The sequence below is a fragment of the Streptomyces sp. NPDC005955 genome, from assembly GCF_042871255.1.
GTDB lineage: Bacteria > Actinomycetota > Actinomycetes > Streptomycetales > Streptomycetaceae > Streptomyces.
On record NZ_JBIAIF010000002.1, the window covers coordinates 437,457 to 463,667 of the forward strand.

Sequence of the window (26,211 nt, forward strand, 5' to 3'; positions counted from 1 at the left end):
CGCCGATCAGCCCCGGGTGAGCTTCTTGTAGGTGGCCCGGTGCGGACGTGCCGCGTCGGCGCCCAGCCGCTCGATCTTGTTCTTCTCGTACGACTCGAAGTTGCCCTCGAACCAGAACCACTTGGACTCGCCCTCGTACGCCAGGATGTGCGTGGCGACCCGGTCGAGGAACCAACGGTCGTGGGAGACGACCACGGCGCAGCCCGGGAAGTCGAGGAGCGCGTTCTCCAGCGAGGACAGCGTCTCGACGTCGAGGTCGTTGGTCGGCTCGTCGAGGAGCAGCAGGTTGCCGCCCTGCTTGAGGGTGAGGGCGAGGTTCAGCCGGTTGCGCTCACCGCCGGAGAGGATGCCCGCGGGCTTCTGCTGGTCCGGGCCCTTGAAGCCGAACGCGCTGACGTACGCCCGCGACGGCATCTCGACCTGGCCGACGTTGATGTAGTCGAGCTCGTCCGAGACGACGGCCCACAGCGTCTTCTTCGGGTCGATGTTCTCGCGGCTCTGGTCGACGTACGAGATCTTCACGGTCTCGCCGACCTTGATCGAGCCGCCGTCCGGCTCCTCCAGGCCCTGGATCATCTTGAAGAGCGTGGTCTTGCCGGCGCCGTTCGGGCCGATCACGCCGACGATGCCGTTGCGCGGGAGGGTGAAGGACAGGTCGTCGATCAGCACCTTCTCGCCGAACGCCTTGGAGAGGTTGTTGACCTCCACGACGATGCTGCCCAGTCGCGGGCCCGGCGGGATCTGGATCTCCTCGAAGTCCAGCTTCCGCATCTTGTCGGCCTCGGCCGCCATCTCCTCGTACCGGGCCAGTCGCGCCTTCGACTTGGCCTGGCGGCCCTTGGCGTTGGAGCGGACCCACTCCAGTTCTTCCTTGAGCCGCTTGGCGCGCTTGGCGTCCTTCTGGCCCTCGACCTTGAGGCGGCTCTGCTTGGCCTCCAGGTAGGTGGAGTAGTTGCCCTCGTACGGGAAGGCGCGACCGCGGTCGAGTTCGAGGATCCACTCGGCGACGTTGTCGAGGAAGTACCGGTCGTGGGTGATCGCCACGACGGTGCCCGCGTACTTGGCCAGGTGCTGCTCCAGCCAGTTCACGGACTCGGCGTCGAGGTGGTTGGTGGGCTCGTCGAGGAGCAGCAGGTCGGGCTGTTCGAGGAGGAGCTTGCACAGCGCGACGCGGCGCCGCTCACCACCGGACAGCTTGGTGACGGCCCAGTCGCCGGGCGGGCAGCCGAGGGCGTCCATGGCCTGTTCGAGCTGGGCGTCGAGGTCCCAGGCGTTGGCGTGGTCGAGCTCCTCCTGGAGCTTGCCCATCTCGTCGAGCAGCGCGTCGGAGTAGTCCGTCGCCATCTGCTCGGCGATCTCGTTGAAGCGGTCCAGCTTGCCCTTGATGCCCGAGACGCCGTCCTGCACGTTCTCCAGGACCGTCTTGGACTCGTCGAGCGGCGGCTCCTGGAGCAGGATGCCGACGGTGTAGCCGGGGGACAGGAACGCGTCGCCGTTGGACGGCTGCTCCAGGCCCGCCATGATCTTCAGTACGGTCGACTTACCGGCGCCGTTCGGGCCGACGACACCGATCTTCGCGCCGGGGAGGAAGTTCAGGGTGACGTCGTCGAGAATCACCTTGTCGCCGTGCGCCTTGCGCGCCTTGCGCATGGTGTAAATGTACTCAGCCAAGAGAAACCGTCCGGCAGCTTGATACCTGAAGTGTCAACATGTGACTCGATGCGACTCGGCATGTGACTCCGCCGTATGAGGGCAGACACACCCCATCTTGCCGTACCCGCCCTCGGCAACCGAAATCCCGACCGGGGCCCGACCGGCGCGCACGACGGCGCCCGTCCGCCGGGGAGCGCCGCGGCCCGGTCCGCCGGGTGACGCACGCCCCCGGCTCGCCGGGGGCGCGGGCTCAGCGTCGGACGAGCAGTCCTTCCACGAGACGGTCCAGGGCCGCGGCCATCTCCGCCCTGGTCGCCTCCGGGTCATCGGCGTGGGCGACCTTGAGCGCCGCTTCGTCGAGCGCGCCCAGGAGCAGGTGGGCCAGCGGGGAGACGGGCTGGTCCACCAGGTCTCCGGTCCCGATCGCCGCCGCCAGGGCCTCGGTGATCACCCCGAGCCCCTGGTCCTGACCGATCTCGCGCCAGCGCCGCCAGCCCAGCACCCCGGGGGCGTCCAGGAGGAGGATGCGCTCCGCGTCCGGCTCGGCGAAGGCGTCGAGGAAGGCGCGCGCACCCGCCCTGAGGGCTTCGACCGGATCGGAGGCGGTCGCCATGGCCTGGGTGGCGATCCGCTCGGTGACCTCGGCCTCGACCGTCTGGACCACGGTGTCGAACAGGTCGGTCTTGTCGCGGAACTGGTGGTAGAGCGCGCCCCGGGTCACCCCCGCGGCCCGGACGATCTCCTCCGTGCCGACGTCCGCGTAGCCGCGCTCGGCGAACAGCCGCCGGGCGGCGGCCACCAGCGCGGACCGGGTGGCCCGGGAGCGCTGTTCGTGCTTGCTACTGGTCGGTTGCATCTCACCCCTTGAGTTTCATACAGACTGCATGCATTCTATATCCGTAGTTCGTACAGGCTGTATGTAAATTGCCCCCGAGGAGTGCAGACATGCCGCAGATCACCCTTCCGCAGGGAACCGTCCACTACCGGTCCTCCGGCGACGGACCCCCGGTGGTCCTGCTCCACGGCTACCTCATGGACAGCAAACTGTGGGACCCGGTCGTCGACCGCCTGGCCTCCGACTTCCACTGCATCCGTCCGGACCTCCCGTTCGGCGCCCACCGGATCCCCCTCTCCCCCGACACGGAACTCGACCTGGTCGGCATCGCCCGCCTGGTCGCCGATCTGCTCGACGCGCTCGACCTGCGCGAAGTGACGCTGGTCGGGAACGACTACGGCACCGCCATCGCCCAGACCGTCGCGGCCCGTCACCCGGAACGGATCGGCCGCCTGGTGCTCACCAGCGGCGAGTGCTTCGACAACTCCCCGGCGACCTGGTTCAAGTCGCTCGTCCCGGCGGCCCGGGTGCCCGGACTGCTCACCCTCGCCTTCCGGTCGCTGCGGTCGCGCACCCTGCGCCGGCTGCCCTTCGCGTACGGACTGCTGACCGCGAACGAGCTGCCCCACGACCTGATCGACGACTGGGTCGACGCGTTCTTCAGCGACCGCGGGGTGCGGCGCGACTGCGAGAAGGTCACCCGGGGGTTCCGCCCGGCCGCCACGCTCGACACGGCGAAGCGGATCGCCTCCTTCGACCGGCCGGCCCTGATCGCGTTCGGGCGCGAGGACCGGCACTTCCCGTTCGAGCACGGCGCCCGGCTGGCGGCGCTGCTGCCCGACGCCCGGTCGGCGGCCGTTCCCGACAGCCGCACCTGGGTCATGCTCGACCAGACCGAGATGATCTCCACCCTGATCGGCGAGTTCATCCGGGCCACACCCATCGGAGCCGCCCGGCCGGACGACGCACCGGTCTGAGCGCGAGCCGGGACCTCTTCCCCCGACTCCTCCCCCGGCCCCGCGGTCACCGCCCTTCGCTCGGGTCAGCCCTGCTGACGCGAGTTGCGCGTGCGGAGCACGAGCACGGCCGCACCGCCGGCGAGCACCAGAGCCACGGCCGTCCCGGCTATCACCAGGGTGACCGGGGAACCGCCGGTGGCCGCCAGGTCGGAGGCGCTACGGGCGCCCTTGCCCGGCGCACCGGGAGCCGAGGCGGGGCTCGGCGCCGCCATGGCACGGGTGCCACGGGCCTCGCTGCTGCGGGTGCGGCAGTCGAAGATCCCGCTGATCCTCTTCTCGTAGCCGTCGGGGCCGGCCACGGTGAAGTCGTAGCTCTGGTCCTCCGCGAGCGGAACGGGCACCGTCTCGACCCGGCCCGCGGCGACCACCCTCCGCGCCCCGGACAGTTCGAACTCGAAGTCCTGGTCCCCCGCGTTGCGCACCGTGACCTCCAGGCCGCCGTGCGCACAGACCTTCTGCGCCGAGACGGCCGGCACCGGGCCGCTCTCGCCCCAGTTCACCAATGCGGTGGCGGACACCGTCGACTCGCTGGAGCCCGCGAGGACCTGGACCTGGCTGCGGCTCCCCGAGGTGAACGCCCGACCGACGGGCACCGTGGTCGAGGTCTGGATGGTCAACGCGGCCAGCCCGGCCGACGCGCCCTTCGGTATGTCCAGGAAGAGGGAGTCACCGTGCCGGGCGGTGGTGACCGGCTTGCCCTTGGCGTTGACGACCCGCATCCCGTCCACCAGGGCCAGCGTGTTCGGCGCCACCGTCACCCGCTCGGCACCGGAGCGGACCTTGACCGGGCCGATCCGCGCGCCGTCCTCCCCCGCGGAGGCCAACAGGGCCGAATGCGCCGCCGGGGTGAGGCCCAGCGACGCCCCGGGCTCGGGCAGGCTGCGCGCCTCGCGTTCCAGGTAGTCGGCGAGCCGCTCGGCCTGCGGGTCCGCGGCCGTCACCTTCGGGACGTCCCGCGCGTCCCGCTGCGCACCGTTCTTCTCGCTGCGGGCGCTCGGACGGGCGCCGGCGCCGTCGGAGTAGCGCCAGATCGCCACCTGGGTGCCGACGGCGGCGTCCTGCTCGGTCAGACCCTTGGCCCCGGCCCGCCGAGCGAGCGCGGCGAGGTCGTTGACCTGCGGGTAGGAGTTCTGGAGGATCCAACGGATCTTGCCCGCGGCGGCGTTGACGCCCAGCGAGGTGCCCGACCAGGGGGTCTCCTGGTAGCGGGCGTCCCACTGGGTCGCCATGTCGAGGTCCACCCCGTACGTCCGCAGGGTGCCGCCGCCGTCCACGGCCAACTCGAACAGGCCGGCCCGGAGCCGTCGTTCCTCGCTGCCCACCCGGACGACCGCATCACCGGACAGCTTCAATCCGCTGAGCGTCGCCGCGGCGCCCCCGTGGTCCTGCGGCTCCTCGACCGCCGCGGCCGCCCCGGCACCCGCCACCACCATGCCCGTGGTGAACAGGCCGGAGACGGCGGCCCCGACGGCGAGACGAACGGCGCCCCTCTTCAGAGGGGAGCTGGCTGCAAACACGGAATTCCCTTTCGGGTGAGGCCCATTGGTGTGGGGGGTGGTCCTCACCAGCAGAATCAGATGCTCCTTGAGCTGTTCCGGCATCCTAAGAAACGTCACGTACCGACCGCCCCACCCATACGGTCGGATAACCGTTCCGAATCGGAATCGTTATCGCCCCACACGCTTCCAACCTGGGCTTATCGACAAATCAACGGATTGTTCCGGCTCCTCGGCCACGGAGGGACGTCGAGATCCGGCCTTCCGCTCCCCACCCGGACGCCCGCCCCCGCCCGGCACGGAGGTCCGCACCCCGCCCGGAGGCACCCGCCCGGATGTGCGACCCGGACGCGCGCGGCCCACACCGATGCCCGAGCCGGGCGCGGACACCTGAACCGGCACAGATGTCCGGACCGGGCGCCGGGGGTCCGAACCGGGCGCGGGCGTCCGGGATCAGACCGCGAGCGGATCCAACTCCCCCTCCGCGGAGCCCTCGACCGCGGCCGGACCGCGCGCCCTCGCGCCCAGGTCCCAGAGGTCCCGCTCCGGCCGGGCCGGCACGCCCTGCGCACCCCCTCCCCTGACCTTCACGTCCCCGAGCGTCATGTCGTCCCCGAGCGCGACCTGCCCGGTCGTGGCGTCCCCGTCGGCCCGCGGCTGCGGGAACCCATCCGCGGCGCCCCGTTGTCGTACGACCGGTGGCACCCGTTGGAAGGCCGCCGTGCCCCGCGCGAGGTCGTGCCCGATGCTGCTCGCCTCGATGTCCGCCGCGAACCACTGCTTCCCGTCGCCCCCGTCCTCCTGGCGCACCTTCAGACGTCCCTGGACGATGACGGGTTCGCCCACGGACAGGGACGCCATCGCGTTCTCCGCCAGGGCGCGCCATGCGCACACGGTGAAGAAGTTGGTGTGCCCGTCGGCCCAGGTCTCGCTGCGCCGGTCCCAGTACCGGGCCGTCGCGGCGAGCCTGAACCGGACGACGCGGCCCGTCGCGAACTCCCTGACCACCGGTGCGGTCGCCACGTTCCCCACCACGGTCACCAGCGTCTCGTTCATCGCGTACCCCCTTGAAGCGCGCGCGGGTCGCCCCGCGCGTCCGGCGTCCGCGGTCCCCCGTGGATCCGCGGCCGGCGGCGGGGCACGACGGCTCCGGCCGCCCGTACCCCACCGACGCCCCGGACCGTGCGGTTCGCTCCCGCACGACCCGAGCCGTGACCTCAGAATCCCCCAACCCGCGCGATCCCGCTGGGCCCTGTGGGTGGCGCGGAGCCTGTGGAAAACTCGCTCACCCGTACGAGTGAGACCGTGCCGCGGGACGGCGAGCGGTACGGCGGGGCCGGCGCGTCCACCGGCGTCAGCCGGTGCTGACGGACCCCGCCGCGGACCCGCCGACCGCCGCCGTCGCGGAACCCGGACCGCCCGCCCCGCCACCCGGCCCACCGGACCCACCAGACCCACCGACCGGCCCGCCGGTCAGCCCCGTGGCCCGCAGGTACTGCTCGCGCACCTCCCGGTACCGCAGCAGTTCCGCGGCCACCGGATCGAGCACCCGGGCCCGCCCGCAGCCGGCCGCGGCCTCCCGCAACCGCCGTTCCGCCTCCGTCGCGTACCGCCGGGCGGGCCCCCGTGCGGCCATCCGGCACAACCACTCCACGCACGGACCGCCGACGATCCCGATGACCATCAACAGGACCGGCACCCCGAGGTTGGGTGCCGTGACCCTGGCGATCTGGCCCACCAGCCAGAGTGCGCCGAAGAGCTGGAGCACCGTCATGCACGCCTGGGCGAACACGGCGGCCGGCCACCAGCCCGGCCGCGGGGGCCGGCGCGGTGCCCCCGCATCGGCCGTGAGCCGGTCGAGCGCCTCCGGCAGCCCCTCGGCACCCCGTACCGCCGCCTCCCGCACGGCCAGCGCCCAGGGGCCGGGCAGCCCCGAAGCGGCCTGGTCGGCGACCGTGCGCACCGCCTGCTCGACCCGCTGGCGGGCGGTGGCCTCCTCGTCCGCGGGGGTCGGCGGCACCGGGAACCGGGACACGGGGTCGCGCCGGGCCTCGTGCCAGCGCCACAGTCGCAGCCACGGCGTTCCGCAGGCGGTGTGCGCATTGCGCCGCCAGGCCCGTTCGGCGGCCTCCCCCGCGGCGCTCGCCCCGACCGCCTCGGCGAGCCGGTCGGAGAACTCGTCGCGGGCGCGCTCGGTGAGCCCCGGCCGGCGGGCGGCGGCGTAGACCGGACGCAGTCGGGAGGCCGCCGCGTCGACGTCGGCGGCGATCCGTCGGGCCGGGGCCGCCCGCTCCCGCAGGAACTGGTCCAGGGCCTCGCGCAGTTGGTCCGTCCCCTCGCCGGTGAGCGCGGACAGGGCGAGCACCGTGGCGCCCGGTTCGTCGTGCTCGCCGAGGGCGATGCCGTCCTCGTCCAGGAGGCGCCGCAGATCGTCGAGGACCTGGTCGGCGGCGTCCGTGGGGAGCCGGTCGACCTGGTTGAGGACGACGAACATCACCTCCGCATGGCCGGCCATCGGCCGTAGGTAGCGCTCGTGGAGGATCGCGTCCGCGTACTTCTCGGGGTCCACGACCCAGATCACGGCGTCGACCAGCGCGAGGACCCGGTCGACCTGCTCGCGGTGGACCGTGGACGCCGAGTCGTGGTCCGGGAGGTCGATCAGCACCAGCCCGTCGAGCGGGGTCTCCGTCCCCGAACTCAGCACCGGCCGGCGACGCAGCCGCCCCTGGATGCCGAGTCGGTCGAGGAGCCCCGCCGCACCGTCCGTCCAGGTGCAGGCGATCGGGGACGAGGTGGTGGGGCGGCGCACCCCGGTGTCGGAGATCGTCACCCCGGCGAGCGTGTTGAACAGCGTCGACTTGCCGCTGCCCGTGGCGCCCGCGAGGGCGACGACGGTGTGCCGGTCGGAGAGTCTGCGGCGGGCCGCCGCCTCGTCCAGGACCCGCCCCGCCTCGGCCAGGGTGGACCGTTCGAGCCGGGCCCTGGACAGCCCGATCAGCTCCCGCAGGGCGTCGAGCCGACCGCGCAGTTCGGCGTCGTAGACCGGGTTCGTGGTCGGCGGGGCGGTGCGGCCCGGTCCGCCGTCCTTGCCGACCGCGGCGGCGAGTTCATCGGCCCCGGTGGTGCGCCGGGCGATCAGTCCGTCGTCCCAGACCGCGCCGCGCTCGGTGCGCGGCGGGGCGGAGGTGCGCGCCCGCGCGGTCGCCGGGCCCGGGGCGGCGGGGGAGGCGGCCGTGCGGGACGTCCCGGGCCACGGAAGGCCGCCGGCCGGGCGTTCGCGTCGTTCCCCGGTACGCGTGCCCGGGGCCGTGCCCGGGGCCGTGCCCGGGGCGGTCTCCGCCGCGCGGGCGGCACGCCCCGCCCGGACGGCGTCCGGCGCGTCGCCCGGGACGCCGTCGTCCACCGCGGCGCCGTCGGCCGGGGCGTCATCGGTCCCGGCACCGTCACCGTCGCTCCGCCCACCGCGGTCGAAGCCCTCGCGGACGCCCGCGCGCCGGTCGCCGCCCCCGGAGCGGCCCGGGGCCGGGTCATCCGTGTGCGCACTCCCCCGACCGCCCTCCCGGTCGCCCCCCTGGTCGCCCGCCGGGTCTCCGTCAGCGGGCCGGTCCGGGTGCCCCGCGCCCTCCGCGCCCTCCGTACCCTCCGCGCGATCGGTGTGGTCGGTCACGGCGGTCACCGTGGTCACCTCTCCCTCTGTTCGCTCTGCTGGCCCTGGCTTCTCGGTGCGCGCCGTTCGACGGGTCCGCCCCGTTCCCGCAGCAGCACGGACAGCGCGGCGATCAACTCGGACTGGGGTTCGGGCTGGACGTCGAGCGCGTCCAGGGGGGCGAGACGGCGCTCGCGCTCGCCGTAGAGCACCTTCTCCACGTAGTCCGTGACCAGCCGACCGCCCCGGTCCCGCAGCCGCAGCGCGCTCTGCGCCCCGATGCGTTCGGCGAGGGTCTCCCCCGCGGCCCGTCCGCGACGGCCGCCGAGCAGGGCCACGGCGAGCATGGCGGCCACCGCTTCCGGGTCGGGGGCCACGCTCTTGTCGAGGACGCGCACCTCCTCCTCGCAGTGCTCCTCCAACTCCCGACGCCAGCGCCGTACCGCCATGCCCACCCGGTGTTCGGCGCTCTCCATCCCGGGCTCACGCAAGGTCAGGACCGGCGCGCCGGAGCCGGGTTCGCCGCGCCAGCGCTCGTCGATCCGTTCGTCGGCGGCGGTGACGCAGCACAGCAGCAGGGCGCTCAGGCTCTCCACCAGGGCGTCGAGGAGTTCGTCGGGACCACAGTCCAGGGGGTAGCTGCGCCACCGTTTGAGGGCGTCCCCGGAGAGCACCGCCCCGCTCTGGAGCCGGCCCCGCACCCGGGCGTGTTCGCTCTCGTACGTCTCCTCGACCGCGGAGGTGAGCCGGACGGCGGCGGCGTGCTGGGCGGCGACGGCACCGGCCAGGGCGGGCATCCGGGCGCGCAGCGAGGCGAGGGCGCCGCCTGCCGTACGGATCAGGGTGTGCGCGCGGACCGCGGGCTCCTGGGCGCGCTGGGTGAGCCAGGCGCGCAGCGGGGCCACCGCGGTGGACGGCAGGAGCCCGCCGCCGCCGGCGGATTCGGGCAGTTCGGGGACGGTGAACCGGGGTACGTCACCGAGTCCGGCCTTGGTGAGCAGTGCGGCGTACTGGCGGGACACCTCGGAGACGACCTGGTGCGGCACCCGGTCCAGGACGCTGACCAGGGTCGCGTCGTACTCCTTGGCGGTGCGCAGCAGGTGCCAGGGAACGGCGTCGGCGTACCGGGCGGGGGTCGTGACCATGATCCAGACGTCGGCCGCGCAGATCAGCTGGGCGGCGAGGAGTCGGTTCTCGGCGACCAGGGAGTCGATGTCGGGCGCGTCGAGGAGGGCGAGGCCGCGGGGCAGTGCGCTGGCCGTCTCGATGCGGAGTTGGCGTTCGACACCCCCACGCCGGCCCCGCGCGGCGCCGGCCGCGTAGGCGGGGGTGCTGAGGTGGTCCTGCGGGGGCACCCACACCCGGGTGAGCCCGGGGAGCACCCGCAGCCCGCTGAACCAGTGGTGGTCCTCCGGGTGACAGACCAGGACCGGCACCCGGGTGGTGGGCCGCAGCACGCCGGCCTCGCTGACCTGGCGGCCGACCAGGGAGTTCACCAGGGTGGACTTGCCCGCTCCGGTGGAACCGCCGATCACGGCCAGGAGCGGCGCCTCGGGCGACTTGAGACGGGGAACCAGGTAGTCGTCGAGCTGTGCGAGCAGCTCATCGCGGTCGGCTCGCGCGCGTGGCGCCCCCGGAAGGGGGAGCGGAAAGCGTGCGGCGGCGACGCGCTCGCGCAGGGCGGAGAGAGCGTCGAGCAGTTGGGGCCGTACGTCCAAGGTCACCACATGCGAAGAATGCCCAACTTTGACAAGTTTCTGAAGCATATGGGCATCCTGCGCGCCGACCGCCCTCCGGGAAACGGCCGATCGGACAGGACGAACGGAAGACGCGAGTGGGGCGCAGGCATAACGAGTGCACAACACCCGGGGCGCAAGGCGTCAAAAGCGATGCACGATTCGCACCTGCCTGCGATTATCAGGACCGCTTCACCGAACCTCCACATCAAGGCACGGAGGCGAAGCGCCGGGTACGAGGAACCGGGAGCCCTATCCTTGTCCCCGGCAGGGTCCCCCGGACCGCCCCAACCGGGCACCAGGCCACCCGGCCACCACCCGGCCCCCGTAGCTCAGTGGATAGAGCAGGCGCCTTCTAAGCGCTTGGCCGCAGGTTCGAGTCCTGCCGGGGGCGCAAACAGCCTCTCACCTGCGGAAATAGGCGAGAGGCTTTCTCGTGGCCCGATGCACTTCGCTCACGCGGCAAGCGCCGTGCCGGATTCCCGAACCCCCGTCACGGTGACGTCACGACCGACGAACTGCGGTACGACCCGCACCCCATGACCGCGCACCCGACGACGTACGGGAACGGCTTCCCGGTCGGGCCGATCGCTCATGCGGGAACCCCCGGTCAACGGCTGAGGCGACGGAGTCCGGCAGTGTACGGACGCCGTCGCGGCGAACTCCCCTGCGCCACCGGGTCGGTCGCGTCCGGCGCGGGCGGACCGTACCGGAGGGGCGCGGTCCCCGACATCGGGGAGGGTCGGCGCCGCGTGCGGGCGTCCCCGTCGCGCAACGCGCCCGAGGGACCGCGCCCGCGGTTCGAGGGCGTCGAGCGCGTAGCCGCCGGGGACCGGCCGGGGCGCACTCGACACGCGCCCACGCAAAAGCACAGCTCCCCCCGTTAACGGTAGAAATACCGCATGGCAGGGATGAGGCGTTCGTCCGGACACTCCACGGCAGACGGGCCGGGGCCACCGGGCCGGCGGCCGGGGGTCCGCTCCCTGTGGGAGCCGCGCAGCGTGGTCGGGCAGATGTTCGCCTTCCAACTGGTGGTGGTCGTCCTGCTCACCGTGGGCGCGATCTTCCTGCTGCTGCTGATGGCCCGCCGGGAGAACGTCCAGGAAGCGGGCAGCCGCTCCCTCGCCCTCGCCGAGGGTTTCGCCGACGCCCCCGGAACGGCCGCGGCCATCGAGTCGTCGAACCCGACGGCGGTGCTCCAGCCGCGGGCGTCGAAGGCCCGCCGGGGCGCCCACGTGGACTTCGTCGTGGTGCTCGACCGCCGGGGCATCCGGCTCACGCATCCGCTGCCCGACCGGATCGGCAAGCCGAGTTCCACCCGGCTCGCCCCGCTGCTCGCGGGCAAGACCGTGATGGAGGAGCGGCGGGGTTCGCTGGGCCCCCAGATCCGCGCCTACGTGCCCGTGCGACGGGCGGACGGCACGGTGGTCGGCGCGGTCGGCGCCGGCGTCACGATCGCCCGGATCAACTCGGCCGCCGCCGACCAGTTGCCCGTCGTCCTGACCGCCGCCGGAGCCGCCGTCCTCCTCACCACCGGGGCCGCCGCCCTGCTGAGCCGCCGGCTGATGCGGCAGACCCACGGCCTGGGCCCCGCCGAGATCACCCGCATGTACGAGCACCACGACGCGGTGCTGCACTCCGTGCGGGAGGGCGTCGTCATCGTCGACCAGGACGGGCTGCTGCTGCTCGCCAACGACGAGGCGCGGCGGCTGCTGGCCCTCCCCGTCGACGCCGAGGGACGTGCGGTGGGCGAACTGGACCTCCCCGGAGCCGTGGCGGACCTCCTCGCCTCCGGGCGGGAAGCCACCGACGAGGTGCACCGGGTACAGGGGCGCACCCTCGCGGTCAGCCAACGCCCCACCCAGGTCGCCGGGGGCCCCGCGGGCCGGGTCGCCACCGTACGGGACACGACCGAGCTGCTCGCCGTCTCCGACCGGGCGGACGCCGCGCAGCGCCGCCTCGAGGTGCTGCACGACGCGGGGGTGCGGATCGGCACCACGCTGGAAGTCCCGTGCACCGCGCGGGAACTGGCGGAGACGACCGTCGGCCGGTTCGCCGACTTCGTCACCGTGGACCTGGTGGAGGCCGTCCTGCGGGGCGAGGAGATCCACGGGACGGAGCAGGAGGTGCGCCGGGTCTGCGTCGCCGGGGTGCGCGACGATCCGCCGCTCTACCCGGAGGGCAAGCTGATCCGGCTGGCCCCCTCCACCCCGCAGGCCCTGGGCTTGGCCACCGGCAGGGCCGTCCTGGAACCCCGGCTCGCCGATGCGCCGGGCTGGCAGGCGCAGGACCCGGAACGGGCCCGGCAGATCGTGGCGGAGGGCATCCACTCGCTGGTGACGGCGCCGTTGACCGCGCGCGGGGTGCTGCTGGGCATCGCCGGTTTCTGGCGTTCCGAGCGCCCCGAGCCGTTCGACGCGGACGACCGGGCCCTGGCGGAGGAGGTCGCGGCGCGGGCGGCGGTCTCCCTCGACAACGCCCGCCGCTACACCCGTGAGCACACCATGGCCGTCACCCTGCAACGCAGTCTGATGCCGCGTTACCTGCCGGTCCAGGAGGCCGTGGAGGTCGCCTACCGCTATCTGCCGGCCGAGGCGGGCGTGGGCGGCGACTGGTTCGACGTCATCCCGCTGCCCGGGGGGCGGGTCGCCCTGGTCGTCGGGGACGTGGTCGGCCACGGGCTGCACGCCGCGGCGACCATGGGGCGGCTCAGGACGGCGGTGCACAACTTCTCCGCGCTGGACCTGCCGCCCGACGACATCCTCGGCCACCTGGACGAGTTGGTCGGCCGGATGGACCAGGAGCGCGGCGCCGGTGACGACGGGCTGGACGTCACGGGGGCCACCTGTCTGTACGCCATCTACGACCCGGTCTCCGGTGACTGCGCGGTGGCCCGGGCGGGGCACCCCCCGCTGGGATTGGTGCTGCCCGACGGGCGGATGGAGTTCCCCGACGTCCCGGTGTCGCCGCCGCTGGGCGTCGGCGGCGGGCTGCCCATCGAGACCGCGGTCCTGCAACTGCCGGCGGGCTCCCGGCTGATCCTCTACACCGACGGGCTGGTCGAGAGCCGTGACCAGGACATCGACGTCGGGCTCGCCCAACTGCACGACGCCGTCGCCGGACGGCCCGCCCTCGGCCCCGAGGAGACCTGTCGCGCGGTGCTGGCCGCGCTGCCCGGGGCGCGACCCCGGGACGACATCGCCCTGCTGGTGGCGCGCACCCGACGGCTGGACCCCGAGCGCATCGCACAGTGGCGGGTGCCCTCCGACACCGCGGCCGTCGGCCCGGTGCGCAACGAGTGCGCCCGACAGTTGAGGCAGTGGGGACTGGACGAGATCGCCTTCACCACCGAGCTGATCCTCAGCGAACTCATCACCAACGCCGTCCGCTACGCCACCCAGCCCATCACGGTGCGGCTCATCCACAGCGCCTCGCTGATCTGCGAGGTCTTCGACGGTTCCAACACCTCCCCGCACCTGCGCCGGGCCTCCCTCACCGACGAGGGGGGACGGGGGCTGTTCCTGGTGGCCCAGCTCGCCGACCGCTGGGGGACCCGCTACACCGCCGACGGCAAGGTGATCTGGACCGAACAGTCCCCGCACGGTCCGACCGCCCCGCCCGGCGGCCCCGACCCCGCCGACGTGCTGCTCGACCAGTGGGACCTGTGACGGGGCGCGCCCGGCCACGCCGTTGACCGGGCGTCACCGGGGCGCTGACGTACGGCCGTGGGGGGTGCGCGGCGCCGTGGCAGGGGAGCGACATCCACGGCACCGCGCGGCTCGGTGGGCCTACTTGGCCGCCGCCCCCAACGCGGCCAGTGCCTGGGCCCAGCGGACGTACTTCAGCTCCGCGAGGTGGGCGACCGTGGTGACGCCGAACGCCTCCGCCAGCAGCTCACCGTCCCGGTCGGACACGCCCTTGAGCGCCGAGACCGGTGCGCCCAGGATCTCCGGCAACGCCTTGTCGGCCCATGCCTTGTCCAGCACCTCGTCCAGATCGACCGAAGCCATGTGTGTCCTCCCGGGCAGATCGGTGACGGGGTCCCCGTGACCCCAACTTCTACATGACTGTAGAAGTTTAGGTTCGCCGGCGCGGTGGATCGGCACCATCGACGCGGGTTGTCCGAAAACCATCCCCCCGAGGCCGATCCCTCCTATCCTCTACACGTTTGTAGAAGATGTAGCGGGACAGCGAGAGGCGTCACCATGGTGTTCAAGAGGTTGCTCGGCTCGATCGGCATCGGCGGTCCCACCGTGGACACCGCGCTCAGCCCCGGACCGGTACGGCCCGGCTCCACCCTCACCGGCGAGGTCCGACTCAAGGGCGGGGACGGCGACGTCACCGTCGACGTCACCCTGGAACTGCTCGCCCGCGTGGAAGTGGAGGCGGACGGGGGCGAGGCCCACGGTGACGTCGCCTTCGACCGGTACGCGGTCAGCGAGGACCTGCGACTGCCCGGGGGCGAAGCCCTCACCGTCCCGTTCTCGCTCACCCTGCCCTGGGAGACCCCGGTCACCGAACTGTACGGACAGCCCCTCGGGATCGTCCTCGGGGTGCGCACCGAGGTGGCGGTGGCCGGCTCCCGCGACAAGGGGGACCTCGATCCGCTGACGGTCCGTCCGCTGCCCGCGCAGGAGGCGGTCCTGGAGGCGTTCGGGCAACTCGGCTTCGGATTCGTCTCGGCCGACCTGGAGTACGGACGGATCGGCGGCACCTCACAGGCGCTGCCCTTCTACCAGGAGATCGAGATCAGCCCGGCCCCCCGGTACGCCCACGTGCTCAAGGAGGTCGAGGTGACCTTCCTCGCCGCCCCGTACGGGATGGACGTGGTGCTGGAGGCCGACCGGCGCGGTCACCACCACGGCGGCGACGCGCTGAACCGGTTCCCGGTGTCGTACGAGGACGTGGACCGCACCGACTGGAACACCGTGGTCGGGGGATGGATCGAACAACTGGTCCACGCACATGCCCCGTACCCCGGCTCCGGCGCGTCCACGCACCCGGGCAGCCACCACCAGGACCACGGCCATCACCCGGACCACGGCCACCGGTCAGGACCCGGAACGGGCGCCGTGGTCGCGGCGGGCGCGGCCGGCCTCGCGGTCGGGGTGGCGGGCGGGCTCGTCGCGGCGGAGGTCGTGGACGAGGTCGGCGACTTCTTCGAGAACGACGAGGGCGACGAGGGCGACTGAGTACGGCCCAGCAGGACTGAGGGGTACGAGGACTTCGGGGCGGCGACGGCCGAACGCCCGCCCCGCGCCCCGGGGATCACAGCGGGGTGGCCGCCTTGAGGATCAGGAAGAGCGTGACCGCGGAGTTCGCCGAGGACAGTGCGGAGGCCGTCGTCCCGGCGGCGGCGCACCACACGGCGAGTCCCACCGTGGTCGAGGGCGGCGGCCAGTTCCGTGCGGTCGGGGTGGGGCCGAGCAGCGCCGCCACCCGGCGCGGCACCGGCCCCACCGCGGCGAACCCCGGGAGCGCCGTCGCCACCGGGGCGCCGCGGGAGACCAGGGCCGCCTTGCCGATCGCCCGGGCCACCACCCGACGGCTCCCGACCGCCGTCGCCGCCTCCTCGTCCGCCCACCGCTCCGAGGTGTAGCCCACGGCCGAACGCAAGGGGCGCAGCGCCGGGTTGGCGAGCGCGGCGAGACGGACCGTACGGAGGTGGCGGTGGTGGCGCGCGGTGAGGTGGGCCCGCTCGTGGGCGAACAGGGCCCGGCGCTCCCGGGACGTCAGGACGTTCAGCAGGCCGGTGGTCACCACGATCCGGTCGCGCCCCGGGCCGCCGGGCAGCGCATGGGCGTACGGGCTGGCGTCGGGCAGCACCACGACGGGGGTGGGGCGCAGCCCGGCGAGTGCCCGGGCGGCCGTCCGACGGGTCCGGCGCTCCCGCCACAGCGCGCGCAGACAGCAGGTCAGGACCACGGCCAGGGCGGGGATCGCGCTCTTCCCGGCGACCTCGTCGTAGGGGACGGCCGCCCGCACCTCGGGGTCCGACCAGCCGTCGGGCAGCGGATTGCCGGGGAGTTGGGCGGTGCCGACCACCACCAGCAGGGCCAGGCAGAGGGTGCTGCACAGGGCGCACACCGCGGCGACGGCGGTCAGCAGCCGGGTGGCCGTACGCGGGTGCAGGTGCTGCTCGGCGAGCCGTGCGATCGGCCAGGCGGTGAACGGCAGGACGAGCGGCAGGAACACGAAGACGCCCACGTGTTCAGTCTTCCTCCTGGGCCAGCAGCGCGCGCAGGATTCGCTCGTCGTCCTCCTCCAGGGAGGTGACGAAGCTGGCGAGTACGGCTTCCCGGTCGTTCTCCGCGTCGAGCACCCGCCGCATCCGCAGGGCGGCGAGGTCCGCCTCGCTGGCGCCCGAGGTCCAGACGAAGGACCGGCCCGCGCGTTCCCGGGCGACCGCGCCCTTGGCGTGCAGCCGGGTCAGGATGGTGATCACCGTGGTGTAGGCCAGGTCCTGGCCCAGCCGTTCCTGCACCCAGGCGGTGTTCACCGGGCCGGGTGCGCCGCGCAGCGCGGCCAGGACCAGCGCTTCGAGTTCGCCCTGGGCCCGGCGGCGGGGGCGCCGCCCGGGGTCACGGCCCGGCTCGTCCTGCACGTGCGGCTCCCTTCGGGCTCGGTGTTCGCGCACGGTGCGGGGGCGGGGCGCGGAACGTTTCATCCTAGCCAGCGGCGCCGCGATTGGTGAGCGCGGCAGGGATGCGGGATGCCGGGTTTCAGGTGGATAAACGCCGCGATGGGATACCTCTGCGGGCAGGCTCCGCGCCTTGCTACACAGAGGACATGATCGAGAACAGCATTCCGCGCGCCCGCCGCACCCGCCGTCCGCTGGCCGCCTCGCTCGCCGCCGTCGCGGGGTCCCTGACCCTGCTCGTCGTCTCCCCCGCCCCCGCCGCGGCGCAGGACTCGAAGCCCGCCGGGGCACGGTCCGCCTCGGCCGCCGCCGTCGCTGCGGCGCCCGACCGGCAGGCGGGGCACCGGCCGCTCGACCGGGTCACCTCGCTGCTCGCCGAGCGGCTGCTCGTCGCCGACAAGGTGGCCGCCGCCAAGTACGGGACGTCGCTGCCCATCGAGGACGTGGTGCGCGAGCGGCAGATCCTGGACGACGTGGCCCGGCGGTCCGCCGCGCTGGGCCTCGACCCGGTGCGTACGAGTGCGGTGTTCCGGGACCAGATCGAGGCCGGCAAGAACGTGCAGCGGGCCCTGTTCGCCCGCTGGGACGCGCACCCCGAGGAGCGGCCCACCGAGCGCCCCGACCTGGCGCGGGAGGTGCGGCCGGTACTGGACCGGATCACCACGGAGCTGCTGGCCGCGCTCACCTCCGCCGGGCCGGCGCGCGCGGCGGCCTCCTGCCGGTTCGCGGTCACGGTGTCGGCGGCGGGGCAGGTGCACGTCCGGGACCTCGACCGGGTGCACGCGGTGAACCTGTTCCGCGGGGTGCGCAACGTCTGCACCGGCTGAGACGCCGGGCTCGGGGAGCGGGCCGGGGACCTCCGGCGTGGTGGCGTCGGAGGTCCCCGTTCGGGTGCGGGCGGTGTCGCGCCGGTCTAGGACACGATGTCCTTGCGCCCGAAGCCCCGGAAGGCCAGCGCGAACAGGACGACGGCGTAGGTGATCGACACGGCCGCGCCCTGGATCATGCCGCCCCACTCCAGCCGGGGCTGCACCGCGTCCGCCCAGGCGAACTGCCAGTGCGCCGGCAGGAAGTCGCGCCAGTCGCCGAGCGCGGTGACCGCGTCGAGCACGTTGCCGACGATGGTCAGCCCGACCGCGCCGCCGACCGCGCCGAGCGGGGCGTCCGTCCGGGTGGACAGCCAGAACGCGAGCCCCGCGGTGACGAGTTGCGAGACGAAGACGTACGCGATGACGATGACGAGCCGCTGGGCTGCGGTGCCCGCGTCCAGGGTGCCGCCGGTCGGGATCTCCAACGGGCCCCACCCGTAGACGACGGTGCCCACCAGGAGGCCGACGACCGGGAGCAGCACGATGGCCGCGAGGCTCATCCCGAGGGCGACGACGAGCTTCGACCACAGCAGTCGGGCCCGGGGCACGGGCGCGGCGAGCAGGTACCGCAGGGAGGACCAGCCCGCTTCGGAGGCGACGGTGTCCCCGCAGAACAGCGCGACGGGGATCACCAGCAGGAAGCCCGCCGAGACGAACAGGCAGGTGGCGGCGAAGTTGGCGCCCGAGGCGGTGGCGGTGTCCATCAGGGAGATCCGGTCGCCGGCGTCCCCCCGCTCGTCGGGGCTGCCGCCGATGGCGAACGCCACGGCGAGCACGAACGGGAGCAGCCCGAGGACGGCGCCCATGACCAGCGTCCGCCGCCGCTTGAGCTGGCGGACCAGTTCCACCCGGACCGGGAGGGTGCCGCGGGCCCGGTAGCCGGGTGCGGTCGCTCGTGCCGGGGCGGCGTCGTCGACGTGCACGACCGTGTTCCCTTCGTCGGTCGGGCGGTGCCCGGGGCCCGTGGTCAGGTCGGCGCTCACCGCTGGCCTCCGATCAGGTTCAGGAAGGCGTCCTCCAGCCTGCGGTGCGGTCCCATCGAGGTGACGGGCACCTCCAGCCGCACCAGGTCCGCGAGCAGGGTGCGGGACTCCTCGGGGCCGACCTGCGCGAGGCGGACCAGCAGCCCGCCGTCCGCACGGGTCGCCGAGGTCACCCCGGGCAGTGCGGCGATCTTGTCGACCAGCGGGTCGGACACCTCGTCCGCGAGCCCCACCTGGAGGGCGTCCCCGGAGCCGGCGATCTCGGCGACGGGGCCGGCCTGGACGAGCCGTCCGCGGTCCATCACGACGAGGTGGGTGCAGGACTGCTCGACCTCGGACAGCAGATGGCTGGAGACGATCACGGTCCGGCCGCCGGCCGCGTACCGGATCATCACCTCGCGCATCTCGCGGATCTGCGGCGGGTCGAGTCCGTTGGTGGGTTCGTCGAGGATCAGCAGATCGGGCAGGCCGAGCATCGCCTGGGCGAGCGCCAGGCGTTGCCGCATGCCCTGGGAGTAGGTGCGGACCGCGCGCCCGAGCGCGTCGCCGAGGTCGGCGATCTCCAGGGCTTCGGCGAGGTGGGCGTCGGTCGCGGGGCGTCCGGTGGCGCGCCAGTACAGCTCCAGGTTCTCCCGGCCGGTGAGGTGCGGCAGGAAACCGGCGCCCTCCACGAAGGCCCCGACGCGGGACAGCACGGGGGCGCCGGGGCGGATGGCGTGCCCGAAGACGCGCACCTCACCCTGGTCGGGCCGGATCAGGCCCATGAGCATCCGCAGGGTGGTGGTCTTGCCCGCCCCGTTGGGTCCGAGGAGCCCGAGCACCTGGCCCTTCTCGACCCGGAAGGACAGGTCGCGCACCGCGTACCGGTCGGTGGACCCGGCGTAGCGCTTGCTCAGGTCGGTGATCTGGAGCGGCACCTCGGCGAGGTCCGGGTCCGGGGCGGCGGCCGAGGCGCGGCGGCGCCCGGTGAGCAGCAGCGCCGCGGCGAGGGCGATGCCGGTCAGCGGCAGCGCCCAGACCCAGGTGGCCAGCGGTGCGGCGGTGCTGCTGACGTCGGGGGCGGTGGGTACCGCGAGGTCGCCGCGGAGGGCGACGGTGTACCGGGCGGGGGCGGTCGGTGAGGCGTACCCGAGGTCGGTGGAGGAGACGGCGAGGCGCAGGCGGTGGCCGCGCTGCACCTCGTGGTCGATGGCGGGCAGCGTCAGGGTGACGTCCTTGCTCTTGCCCTTGCCCAGGCCCTCCACGCGGACGGGGGCGACGAGCCCGGCGGGCAGCACCTGCTGTTCGCCGTCGGGGCCGACGTCGTACAGCTTGCCGAACAGCACGGCGTGGTCGCTGGTGGACGTGACCCGTATCCGTACCCGGGAGGTGCCCGTGATGCGGACGTCGTCGGTGAGGGGCTTCGAGTCGAAGCGGGCGTACTGGCCGGGGAAGTCGAGGGAGAGGCCGACGCCGAGCGCGGAGAGCTGGGACAGTCCGCCGCCACCGGCCGCGCCGAGGCCGGGCAGCCCGGAGATCGCGGGCGGGCTGGCGCCCGCGGGGTTGTCGAAGGTCTGGGGGCGGCCGGTCAGGGCGAAGGAGCGGGGGTCGCCGGTGAGGCCGGGGTAGGTGTCGCCGGTGACGCCGCGCAGCCGGGCCGCGCCGTCGGTGGAGTCGAGGCCGCCGGTGCGGGTGACGCGGAACGCGGGCCCGGTGTCGGCGTTCTCGTCGCCCTTGAGGTGGCGGTCGAACCAGCCGTTGACGCGGGCCTCGACGCGGTCGGTCTCCTGGTCGCCGCCGTCGTGCCCGCCGGGGGTCCAGTCGACGGCGACCGGTGCGCCGTTCGCCCGGATCGCGGTGGCCATGGCGTCGGCCTGGTCGAGGGTGAAGAGGGAGTCGGTCTGCCCCTGGACGAGCAGGGCGGGCGCCTCGATCCGCTCGCTCACCGCGGACGGGGAGCGCTCCTCCAGTACGGCGCGGGCCTCGGCGTCCGGTTCCCCGCGCTCGGCGACCCGCTCGTACATGCGGCACAGTTCGGGGGCGAAGCGGTCGCAGCCGCCGCCGGTGTTGACGAAGAGTCCGGCCCAGGTCTTCTTGAAGACGCCGCCGGGGAAGAGTGCGTCGGCGAGGTTCCCGTAGGTGATCCGCGGGGCGATCGCGTCGACCCGCTCGTCGTGTCCGGCGGCGAGCAGCGAGACGGCGCCGCCGTAGGAGACGCCGGACATGCCGACGCGCGGGTCGCCCTCGCCGTCGAGGCGGACCTCGGGGCGCTCGGCGAGCCAGTCGATGAGCCGGGAGACGTCGGCGACCTCGCCGTCGGGGTCGTTGAGGCCGATGCGTCCGCTGGACTCGCCGAAGCCGCGGGCGGACCAGGTGAGCACCGCGTAGCCGTCGCGGGCCAGGTCCTCGGCCTGGGCGCGGACGTCGCCCTTGTCGCCGCCGAAGCCGTGGCCGAGCAGGACGGCGGGGCGTCGGCCGTCCTCGCCGGAGGTGAAGTACGAGGTGTCGATGCGGGCGTCGCCGGTGTCCACGACGCGGTCGGCGCGGTGCACCTCGGGCGGGTCGTCGGAGGCGGTGGCCGTCCAGGTGCCCGCTGCGGCGATGAGCGCGACACCGGCCACGGCGGCGAGCGTCCGCCGGGGGCGGCGGAGCCGGGGTGGCCAGGGCGTTCGGAAGTCCATGCGGTCCACCGTAAGCTGCGGCGCCGAGCGGCCGTGCGGCCCGGGGGGTGAACCGCGGCGCCTCCCCGGGGAGTACCCGGGCGCCGCGGCTACCGCGGGTGCGGTACGCGGCGGGCCCGGGCCCCGGTGCGGCTCAGTGGTTGCGGGGGAACCCGAGGTCGACGCCGGCGGGGGCGTCGGCGGGGTCGGGCCAGCGGGTGGTGACGACCTTGCCGCGGGTGTAGAAGTGCGTCCCGTCGTTGCCGTAGACGTGGTGGTCGCCGAAGAGGGAGTCCTTCCAGCCGCCGAAGGAGTGGTAGCCGACGGGGACCGGGATCGGGACGTTCACGCCGACCATGCCGGCCTCGACCTCCAGTTGGAAGCGTCGGGCGGCTCCCCCGTCCCGGGTGAAGACGGCGGTGCCGTTGCCGTACGGCGAGGCGTTGATGAGGGCGAGCCCCTCGTCGTACGAGTCGACCCGCAGCACGCACAGCACCGGGCCGAAGATCTCGTCGCGGTAGGCGTCGGAGTCGACGGACACCCGGTCGAGCAGGGAGATGCCGATCCAGTGGCCGTCCTCGTACCCCTCGACGGTGTAGCCGGTGCCGTCGAGGACGACCTCGGCGCCCTGGGCCGCCGCGCCGGCCACGTAGGAGGCGACCTTGTCCCGGTGGGCGGCGGTGATCAGCGGGCCCATCTCGGAGGCGGGGTCGTCACCGGGGCCGATGGTGATCTTCTCGGCCCGCTCCTTGATCTTCGCCACGAGTTCGTCGCCGACGGCGCCGACGGCGACCACCGCGGAGATCGCCATGCAGCGTTCCCCGGCGGAGCCGTAGGCGGCGGAGACGGCCGCGTCGGCGGCGGCGTCCAGATCGGCGTCGGGCAGCACCAGCATGTGGTTCTTGGCGCCGCCGAGCGCCTGGACCCGCTTGCCGTGCGCGGTGGCGGTGCGGTGGATGTGGCGGGCGATGGGGGTGGAGCCGACGAAGGAGACGGCGGCGACGTCCGGGTGTTCCAGGAGGCGGTCCACGGCGACCTTGTCCCCGTGGACGACGTTGAACACCCCGTCCGGCAGTCCCGCTTCGGCGAACAGTTCGGCGAGCCGCACCGCAGCCGAGGGGTCCTTCTCGGAGGGCTTGAGGACGAAGGTGTTCCCGCAGGCGACGGCCAGCGGGAACATCCACAGCGGGACCATCGCCGGGAAGTTGAACGGGGTGATGCCGACGACGACCCCGAGCGGCTGGCGGATCGCCGCCACGTCCACGCGGCTGGCGACCTGTGTGGACAGTTCGCCCTTGAGCTGCACGGTGATCCCGCAGGCGAGGTCCACGATCTCCAGGCCGCGCGCGACCTCGCCGAGCGCGTCCTCGTGGACCTTGCCGTGCTCGGCGGTGATCAGCCGGGCGATCTCGTCGCGGTGGGCGTCGAGCAGCGCCCGGAACCGGAACAGGATCGCGGTGCGCTGGGCGAGCGAGGAGGTGCCCCAGGTGGCGAACGCCTCCCGGGCGGCGGCGACCGCCGCGTCCACCTCGTCGACGTCGGCGAACGCGACCCGGGTGGTGGCCCGTCCGGTGGCGGGGTCGGTGACCGGGCCGTAGGTGCCCGACGCGCCTTCGACGGCCTTCCCGCCGATCCAGTGGTGGACGGTCTTCGTCATGACAGATCCCTAACTCTCGCGGCGCCGGCGGTGGCGTTCCCCTGCTGGTGTCCCGTGCGGTGTGCCGTGCGGTGTGCCGTGCGGTGTGCCGTGCGGTGTGCCGTGCGGTGTGCCCTTGCGCTGTGTCGTGTGGTGTGCCGTGCGGTGTGCCCGGGTGGTCGTGGCGTGTGGTGCCGCCCGTGGTGGGCGCGGGGGTCCGTGCCGGTCACAGGGGTCGGTGGCGGGCGGCCACCGACCGTTCGTACTCCGCGCGGGCCCGGACGGCGGACGCGCGGGTCGCCGTCGCGGCCACGGGCACATCCCACCACGCCTGCGCCGGGGGCGCGCCCGACACTGTGTCGGGCGTTCGGGTCTCCGTGTAGACACATGTGGGGACGTCCGAGGCGCGGGCGGTCGCGAGCGCTTCGCGCAGCTCACCGACGGTCCTCGCGCGCAGCACCCGCATGCCGAGGCTGGCGGCGTTGGCGGCGAGGTCCACCGGCAGCGGGTCGCCGGTGAGGGAGCCGTCGGCGGCGCGCTGCCGGTAGGCGGTGCCGAAGCCCTCCCCGCCGACGGCCTCGGAGAGTCCGCCGATCGAGGCGTAGCCGTGGTTCTGGAGGATCACCAGCTTGAGGGGGACGCCCTCCTGCACGGCCGTGACGATCTCGGTGGGCATCATCAGATAGGTGCCGTCGCCGACGAGCGCCCACACGGGCCGTCCCGGGGCGGCGAGGCAGACCCCGATGGCCGCCGGGATCTCGTAGCCCATGCAGGAGTACCCGTACTCCAGGTGGTACTGGTCGCGGGACCGGGTCCGCCAGAGCTTGTGCAGGTCGCCGGGGAGCGAACCGGCCGCGTTGACGAGGACGTCCTCGCCGGTGACCAGGGCGTCGAGGACGCCGAGCACCTGGGTCTGGGTGGGGCGCGCCTCGGGATCGGGCGCGGCGTACGCGCTGTCGACGCGCGCCTCCCAGCGGGCCTTCGCGCTGGCGTACTCGGCCGCGTACGCCGGATCGGGCGCGGGTCCGCCGTGCTCGCCGAGCGCCCGGGTGAGTGCCGTCAGGCCCGCCCTCGCGTCCGCGACCAACGGCAGTCCGGCCATCTTGTGGCCGTCGTACGGCGTGATGTTGAGGTTGAGGAAGCGCACCCCGGGCGGGAAGAGGGTGCCGGACGCCGTGGTGAAGTCGGTCCAGCGGGTGCCCACCCCGATGACCAGGTCGGCGGTGCGGGCGAGTGCGTCGGCGGTGGCCGTCCCGGTGTGCCCGATGCCGCCGACGTCGGCGGGGTGGTCCCCGTCGAGCGCCCCCTTGCCGGCCTGGGTGGCGGCGACCGGCGCCCCGGTCGCCTCGGCGAAGGCGCGCAGCGCGTCCTGCGCGGCGCTGTGCCGCACCCCGCCGCCGGCGATGACCAGGGGCCGCCGGGCGGCGCGCACCGCGGCCACCGCCGCCGCGAGTTCGACGGGGTCGGGCTCCGGTCGGCGGACCGTCCACACCCGCTCGCGGAAGAACTCCACGGGCCAGTCGTACGCCTCGGCCTGCACGTCCTGCGGCAGGGCGAGGGTGACCGCCCCGGTGGCCGCCGGGTCGACCAGGACCCGCACCGCCTGGAGGGCGGCCGGGACGAGCGCTTCGGGCCGGGTGATCCGGTCGAAGTAGCGCGACACCGGCCGCAGGCAGTCGTTGACGGACACGTCGCCCGCCCACGGCACTTCGAGCTGTTGCAGGACGGGGTCGGCGGGGCGGGTCGCGAAGGTGTCGCCGGGCAGCAGCAGGACGGGCAGGTGGTTGACGGTGGCGAGCGCCGCGCCGGTGACGAGGTTGGTGGCGCCGGGCCCGATGGAGGTGGTGACGGCGTGCGTGGACAGTCGTCCGCTCTGTCGGGCGTACCCGACCGCCGCGTGCACCATCGCCTGTTCGTTGCGGCCCTGGTGGAAGGGCATGGCCCCGCCGTGTTCCAGCAGCGCCTGGCCGATCCCGGCGACGTTGCCGTGGCCGAAGACGCCCCAGGTGGCGCCGATGAGCCGGTGGCGCTGCCCGTCGCGTTCGGTGTGTTGGACGGTCAGGAAGCGGACGAGCGCCTGGGCGACGGTGAGCCTGACGGTGCCGGTCATCGGTGCCTCGTCGTGGGTGGGGTGGGGGTGGTGGGCGTCGGGGCGGGTGCGGGCGGGGGTGCCCGGTCGGGCGGTCACCGGTAGCCGTCCGCGTGGTCGGGGTGGAAGGTGATCCGCCACTCCCGTCCGGGACCGGGGCCCGCCATCACGTTCAGGTAGTACAGGTCGTGGCCGGGGGCGGCGATCGACGGGCCGTGCCACCCGTCGGGCACCAGGACCGCGTCACCGGTGCGCACCTCGGCGAGCACCCGGGCGCCGCCCTCGCGGGACGGGGACACCTGTTGGTACCCGAAGCCGGGGCGGCCGTCCGCGGAGGGTCGGCAGGCGAAGTAGTAGATCTCCTCCAACTCCGACTCCCGACCGGGCAGGTGCTCGTCGTGTTTGTGCGGCGGGTAGGAGGACCAGTTGCCGCCGGGGGTGACGACCTCGACGGCGATGAGGCGGTCGCAGACGAAGGCGTCGGCGGCGGCGAAGCCCCGCACCTGTCGTGCGGTGGTCCCGCTGCCGCGGTGTTCGAGGGGAACCTCCGGCGCGGGGCCGTAGCGGGCGGGGAGTCGACGCTCGCACTTCGCTCCTGCCAGGGCGAAGTGGCCTCCCGCACCGGAGGCGATCTGGGCGTGGGCGTCACGGGGGAGGTACGCGAAGTCGGTGACGCCTTCGAACACATCCTGTCTGCCCGTCAGTTCGATGATGCCGCCCTCGACCATGATCGTGCAGCCACCGGAGAGCGGGAGCACGATCCATTCGCTGTCGCCGGTGGCGAATCCGTGCCGTTCCCCCGGCCCGAGGGCGAGCACCCGCAGGCTCGTACGGGCCCATCCGGGGCGTCGGGGGCCGATGTCGAGTTCGTACGGGTCGTTGCCGGCGGTGCCGTCGGGGAGGTGGAGGCCGCTGTCGTTCATGGGGTGCCCCTACCCGTCGGACGGGCATCGCTCCCGCGGCCCTGCCC

Annotated in this window: 18 protein-coding genes and 1 tRNA gene; 5 read left to right on the forward strand and 14 right to left on the reverse strand. The window is 73.8% G+C overall.

Going from position 1 to position 26,211, the window contains the following annotated elements:
• Positions 1–6: 6 nt before the first annotated feature.
• Both ettA and ACFYOU_RS07205 read right to left on the reverse strand, forming a co-directional pair.
• Positions 7–1,671, reverse strand: coding sequence for an energy-dependent translational throttle protein EttA (gene ettA / locus ACFYOU_RS07200; RefSeq protein ID WP_391304020.1), 1,665 nt, complete (start codon positions 1,669–1,671; stop codon positions 7–9).
• Positions 1,672–1,903: 232 nt separating this feature from the next.
• A complete protein-coding gene (locus ACFYOU_RS07205; protein ID WP_391304021.1) occupies positions 1,904–2,509 on the reverse strand; it encodes a TetR family transcriptional regulator in 606 nt (201 codons plus the stop codon).
• Positions 2,510–2,598: 89 nt separating this feature from the next.
• Between ACFYOU_RS07205 and ACFYOU_RS07210 the strand changes: the two genes are divergently transcribed.
• Positions 2,599–3,465, forward strand: coding sequence for an alpha/beta fold hydrolase (locus ACFYOU_RS07210; protein WP_391304022.1), 867 nt, complete (start codon positions 2,599–2,601; stop codon positions 3,463–3,465).
• Between the two features lie 65 nt (positions 3,466–3,530).
• On the opposite strand, the gene ACFYOU_RS07215 is transcribed toward ACFYOU_RS07210, so the two are convergent.
• From ACFYOU_RS07215 to ACFYOU_RS07230, 4 genes are all read right to left on the reverse strand, one after another.
• A complete protein-coding gene (locus ACFYOU_RS07215; protein ID WP_391304023.1) occupies positions 3,531–5,024 on the reverse strand; it encodes a TQXA domain-containing protein in 1,494 nt (497 codons plus the stop codon).
• Positions 5,025–5,456: 432 nt separating this feature from the next.
• Complete coding sequence (locus ACFYOU_RS07220) at positions 5,457–6,059, reverse strand: single-stranded DNA-binding protein (protein ID WP_391304024.1); 603 nt, start codon at positions 6,057–6,059, stop codon at positions 5,457–5,459.
• A 298-nt stretch (positions 6,060–6,357) separates the two neighbouring features.
• On the reverse strand, positions 6,358–8,688 hold the full coding sequence (locus ACFYOU_RS07225; protein ID WP_391304025.1) for a GTP-binding protein: 2,331 nt from the start codon (positions 8,686–8,688) through the stop codon (positions 6,358–6,360).
• A complete protein-coding gene (locus tag ACFYOU_RS07230; RefSeq protein WP_389762703.1) occupies positions 8,685–10,376 on the reverse strand; it encodes a dynamin family protein in 1,692 nt (563 codons plus the stop codon). The genes ACFYOU_RS07225 and ACFYOU_RS07230 overlap by 4 nt, the downstream gene beginning before the upstream one ends.
• A 330-nt stretch (positions 10,377–10,706) precedes the next feature.
• On the opposite strand from ACFYOU_RS07230, the gene ACFYOU_RS07235 reads away from it, so the two are divergent.
• Both ACFYOU_RS07235 and ACFYOU_RS07240 read left to right on the forward strand, forming a co-directional pair.
• A tRNA-Arg gene (locus ACFYOU_RS07235) sits at positions 10,707–10,779 on the forward strand.
• Positions 10,780–11,287: 508 nt separating this feature from the next.
• Complete coding sequence (locus tag ACFYOU_RS07240; RefSeq protein WP_391304026.1) at positions 11,288–14,053, forward strand: SpoIIE family protein phosphatase; 2,766 nt, start codon at positions 11,288–11,290, stop codon at positions 14,051–14,053.
• A gap of 120 nt (positions 14,054–14,173) precedes the next feature.
• On the opposite strand, the gene ACFYOU_RS07245 is transcribed toward ACFYOU_RS07240, so the two are convergent.
• Positions 14,174–14,395 (reverse strand): hypothetical protein, encoded by a 222-nt coding sequence (locus tag ACFYOU_RS07245; protein ID WP_391304027.1) that lies wholly within the window; start codon positions 14,393–14,395, stop codon positions 14,174–14,176.
• Between the two features lie 195 nt (positions 14,396–14,590).
• Here ACFYOU_RS07245 and ACFYOU_RS07250 point away from each other — a divergent pair, with 195 nt between their 5' ends.
• A complete protein-coding gene (locus ACFYOU_RS07250; protein ID WP_391304028.1) occupies positions 14,591–15,577 on the forward strand; it encodes a sporulation protein in 987 nt (328 codons plus the stop codon).
• 76 nt (positions 15,578–15,653) lie between these two features.
• Here the strand turns inward: ACFYOU_RS07250 and ACFYOU_RS07255 are convergent, their stop codons facing one another.
• Both ACFYOU_RS07255 and ACFYOU_RS07260 read right to left on the reverse strand, forming a co-directional pair.
• The gene (locus tag ACFYOU_RS07255; protein WP_391304029.1) at positions 15,654–16,592 is read right to left on the reverse strand and encodes a M48 family metalloprotease; all 939 of its coding nucleotides are present in this window, start codon (positions 16,590–16,592) and stop codon (positions 15,654–15,656) included.
• 4 nt (positions 16,593–16,596) lie between these two features.
• A complete protein-coding gene (locus tag ACFYOU_RS07260; RefSeq protein WP_389762623.1) occupies positions 16,597–16,989 on the reverse strand; it encodes a BlaI/MecI/CopY family transcriptional regulator in 393 nt (130 codons plus the stop codon).
• A 185-nt stretch (positions 16,990–17,174) separates the two neighbouring features.
• Here ACFYOU_RS07260 and aroQ point away from each other — a divergent pair, with 185 nt between their 5' ends.
• Positions 17,175–17,852, forward strand: coding sequence for a gamma subclass chorismate mutase AroQ (gene aroQ / locus ACFYOU_RS07265; RefSeq protein WP_391304030.1), 678 nt, complete (start codon positions 17,175–17,177; stop codon positions 17,850–17,852).
• Positions 17,853–17,938: 86 nt separating this feature from the next.
• Here aroQ and ACFYOU_RS07270 read toward each other — a convergent pair whose 3' ends face one another.
• The 5 genes from ACFYOU_RS07270 to iolB all read right to left on the reverse strand — a co-directional run bounded on the left by ACFYOU_RS07270 (position 17,939) and on the right by iolB (position 26,164).
• Positions 17,939–18,817, reverse strand: coding sequence for an ABC transporter permease (locus ACFYOU_RS07270; protein WP_391304220.1), 879 nt, complete (start codon positions 18,815–18,817; stop codon positions 17,939–17,941).
• A gap of 56 nt (positions 18,818–18,873) precedes the next feature.
• Positions 18,874–21,537, reverse strand: a complete 2,664-nt coding sequence (locus tag ACFYOU_RS07275; protein ID WP_391304031.1) for an alpha/beta fold hydrolase — start codon at positions 21,535–21,537, stop codon at positions 18,874–18,876.
• A 133-nt stretch (positions 21,538–21,670) separates the two neighbouring features.
• Entirely contained in the window at positions 21,671–23,173 is a 1,503-nt protein-coding gene (gene mmsA, locus ACFYOU_RS07280) for a CoA-acylating methylmalonate-semialdehyde dehydrogenase (RefSeq protein ID WP_391304032.1), read from the reverse strand.
• 205 nt (positions 23,174–23,378) lie between these two features.
• Complete coding sequence (iolD, locus tag ACFYOU_RS07285; protein WP_391304221.1) at positions 23,379–25,262, reverse strand: 3D-(3,5/4)-trihydroxycyclohexane-1,2-dione acylhydrolase (decyclizing); 1,884 nt, start codon at positions 25,260–25,262, stop codon at positions 23,379–23,381.
• 74 nt (positions 25,263–25,336) lie between these two features.
• On the reverse strand, positions 25,337–26,164 hold the full coding sequence (iolB, locus tag ACFYOU_RS07290; protein ID WP_391304033.1) for a 5-deoxy-glucuronate isomerase: 828 nt from the start codon (positions 26,162–26,164) through the stop codon (positions 25,337–25,339).
• Positions 26,165–26,211 lie beyond the last annotated feature (47 nt).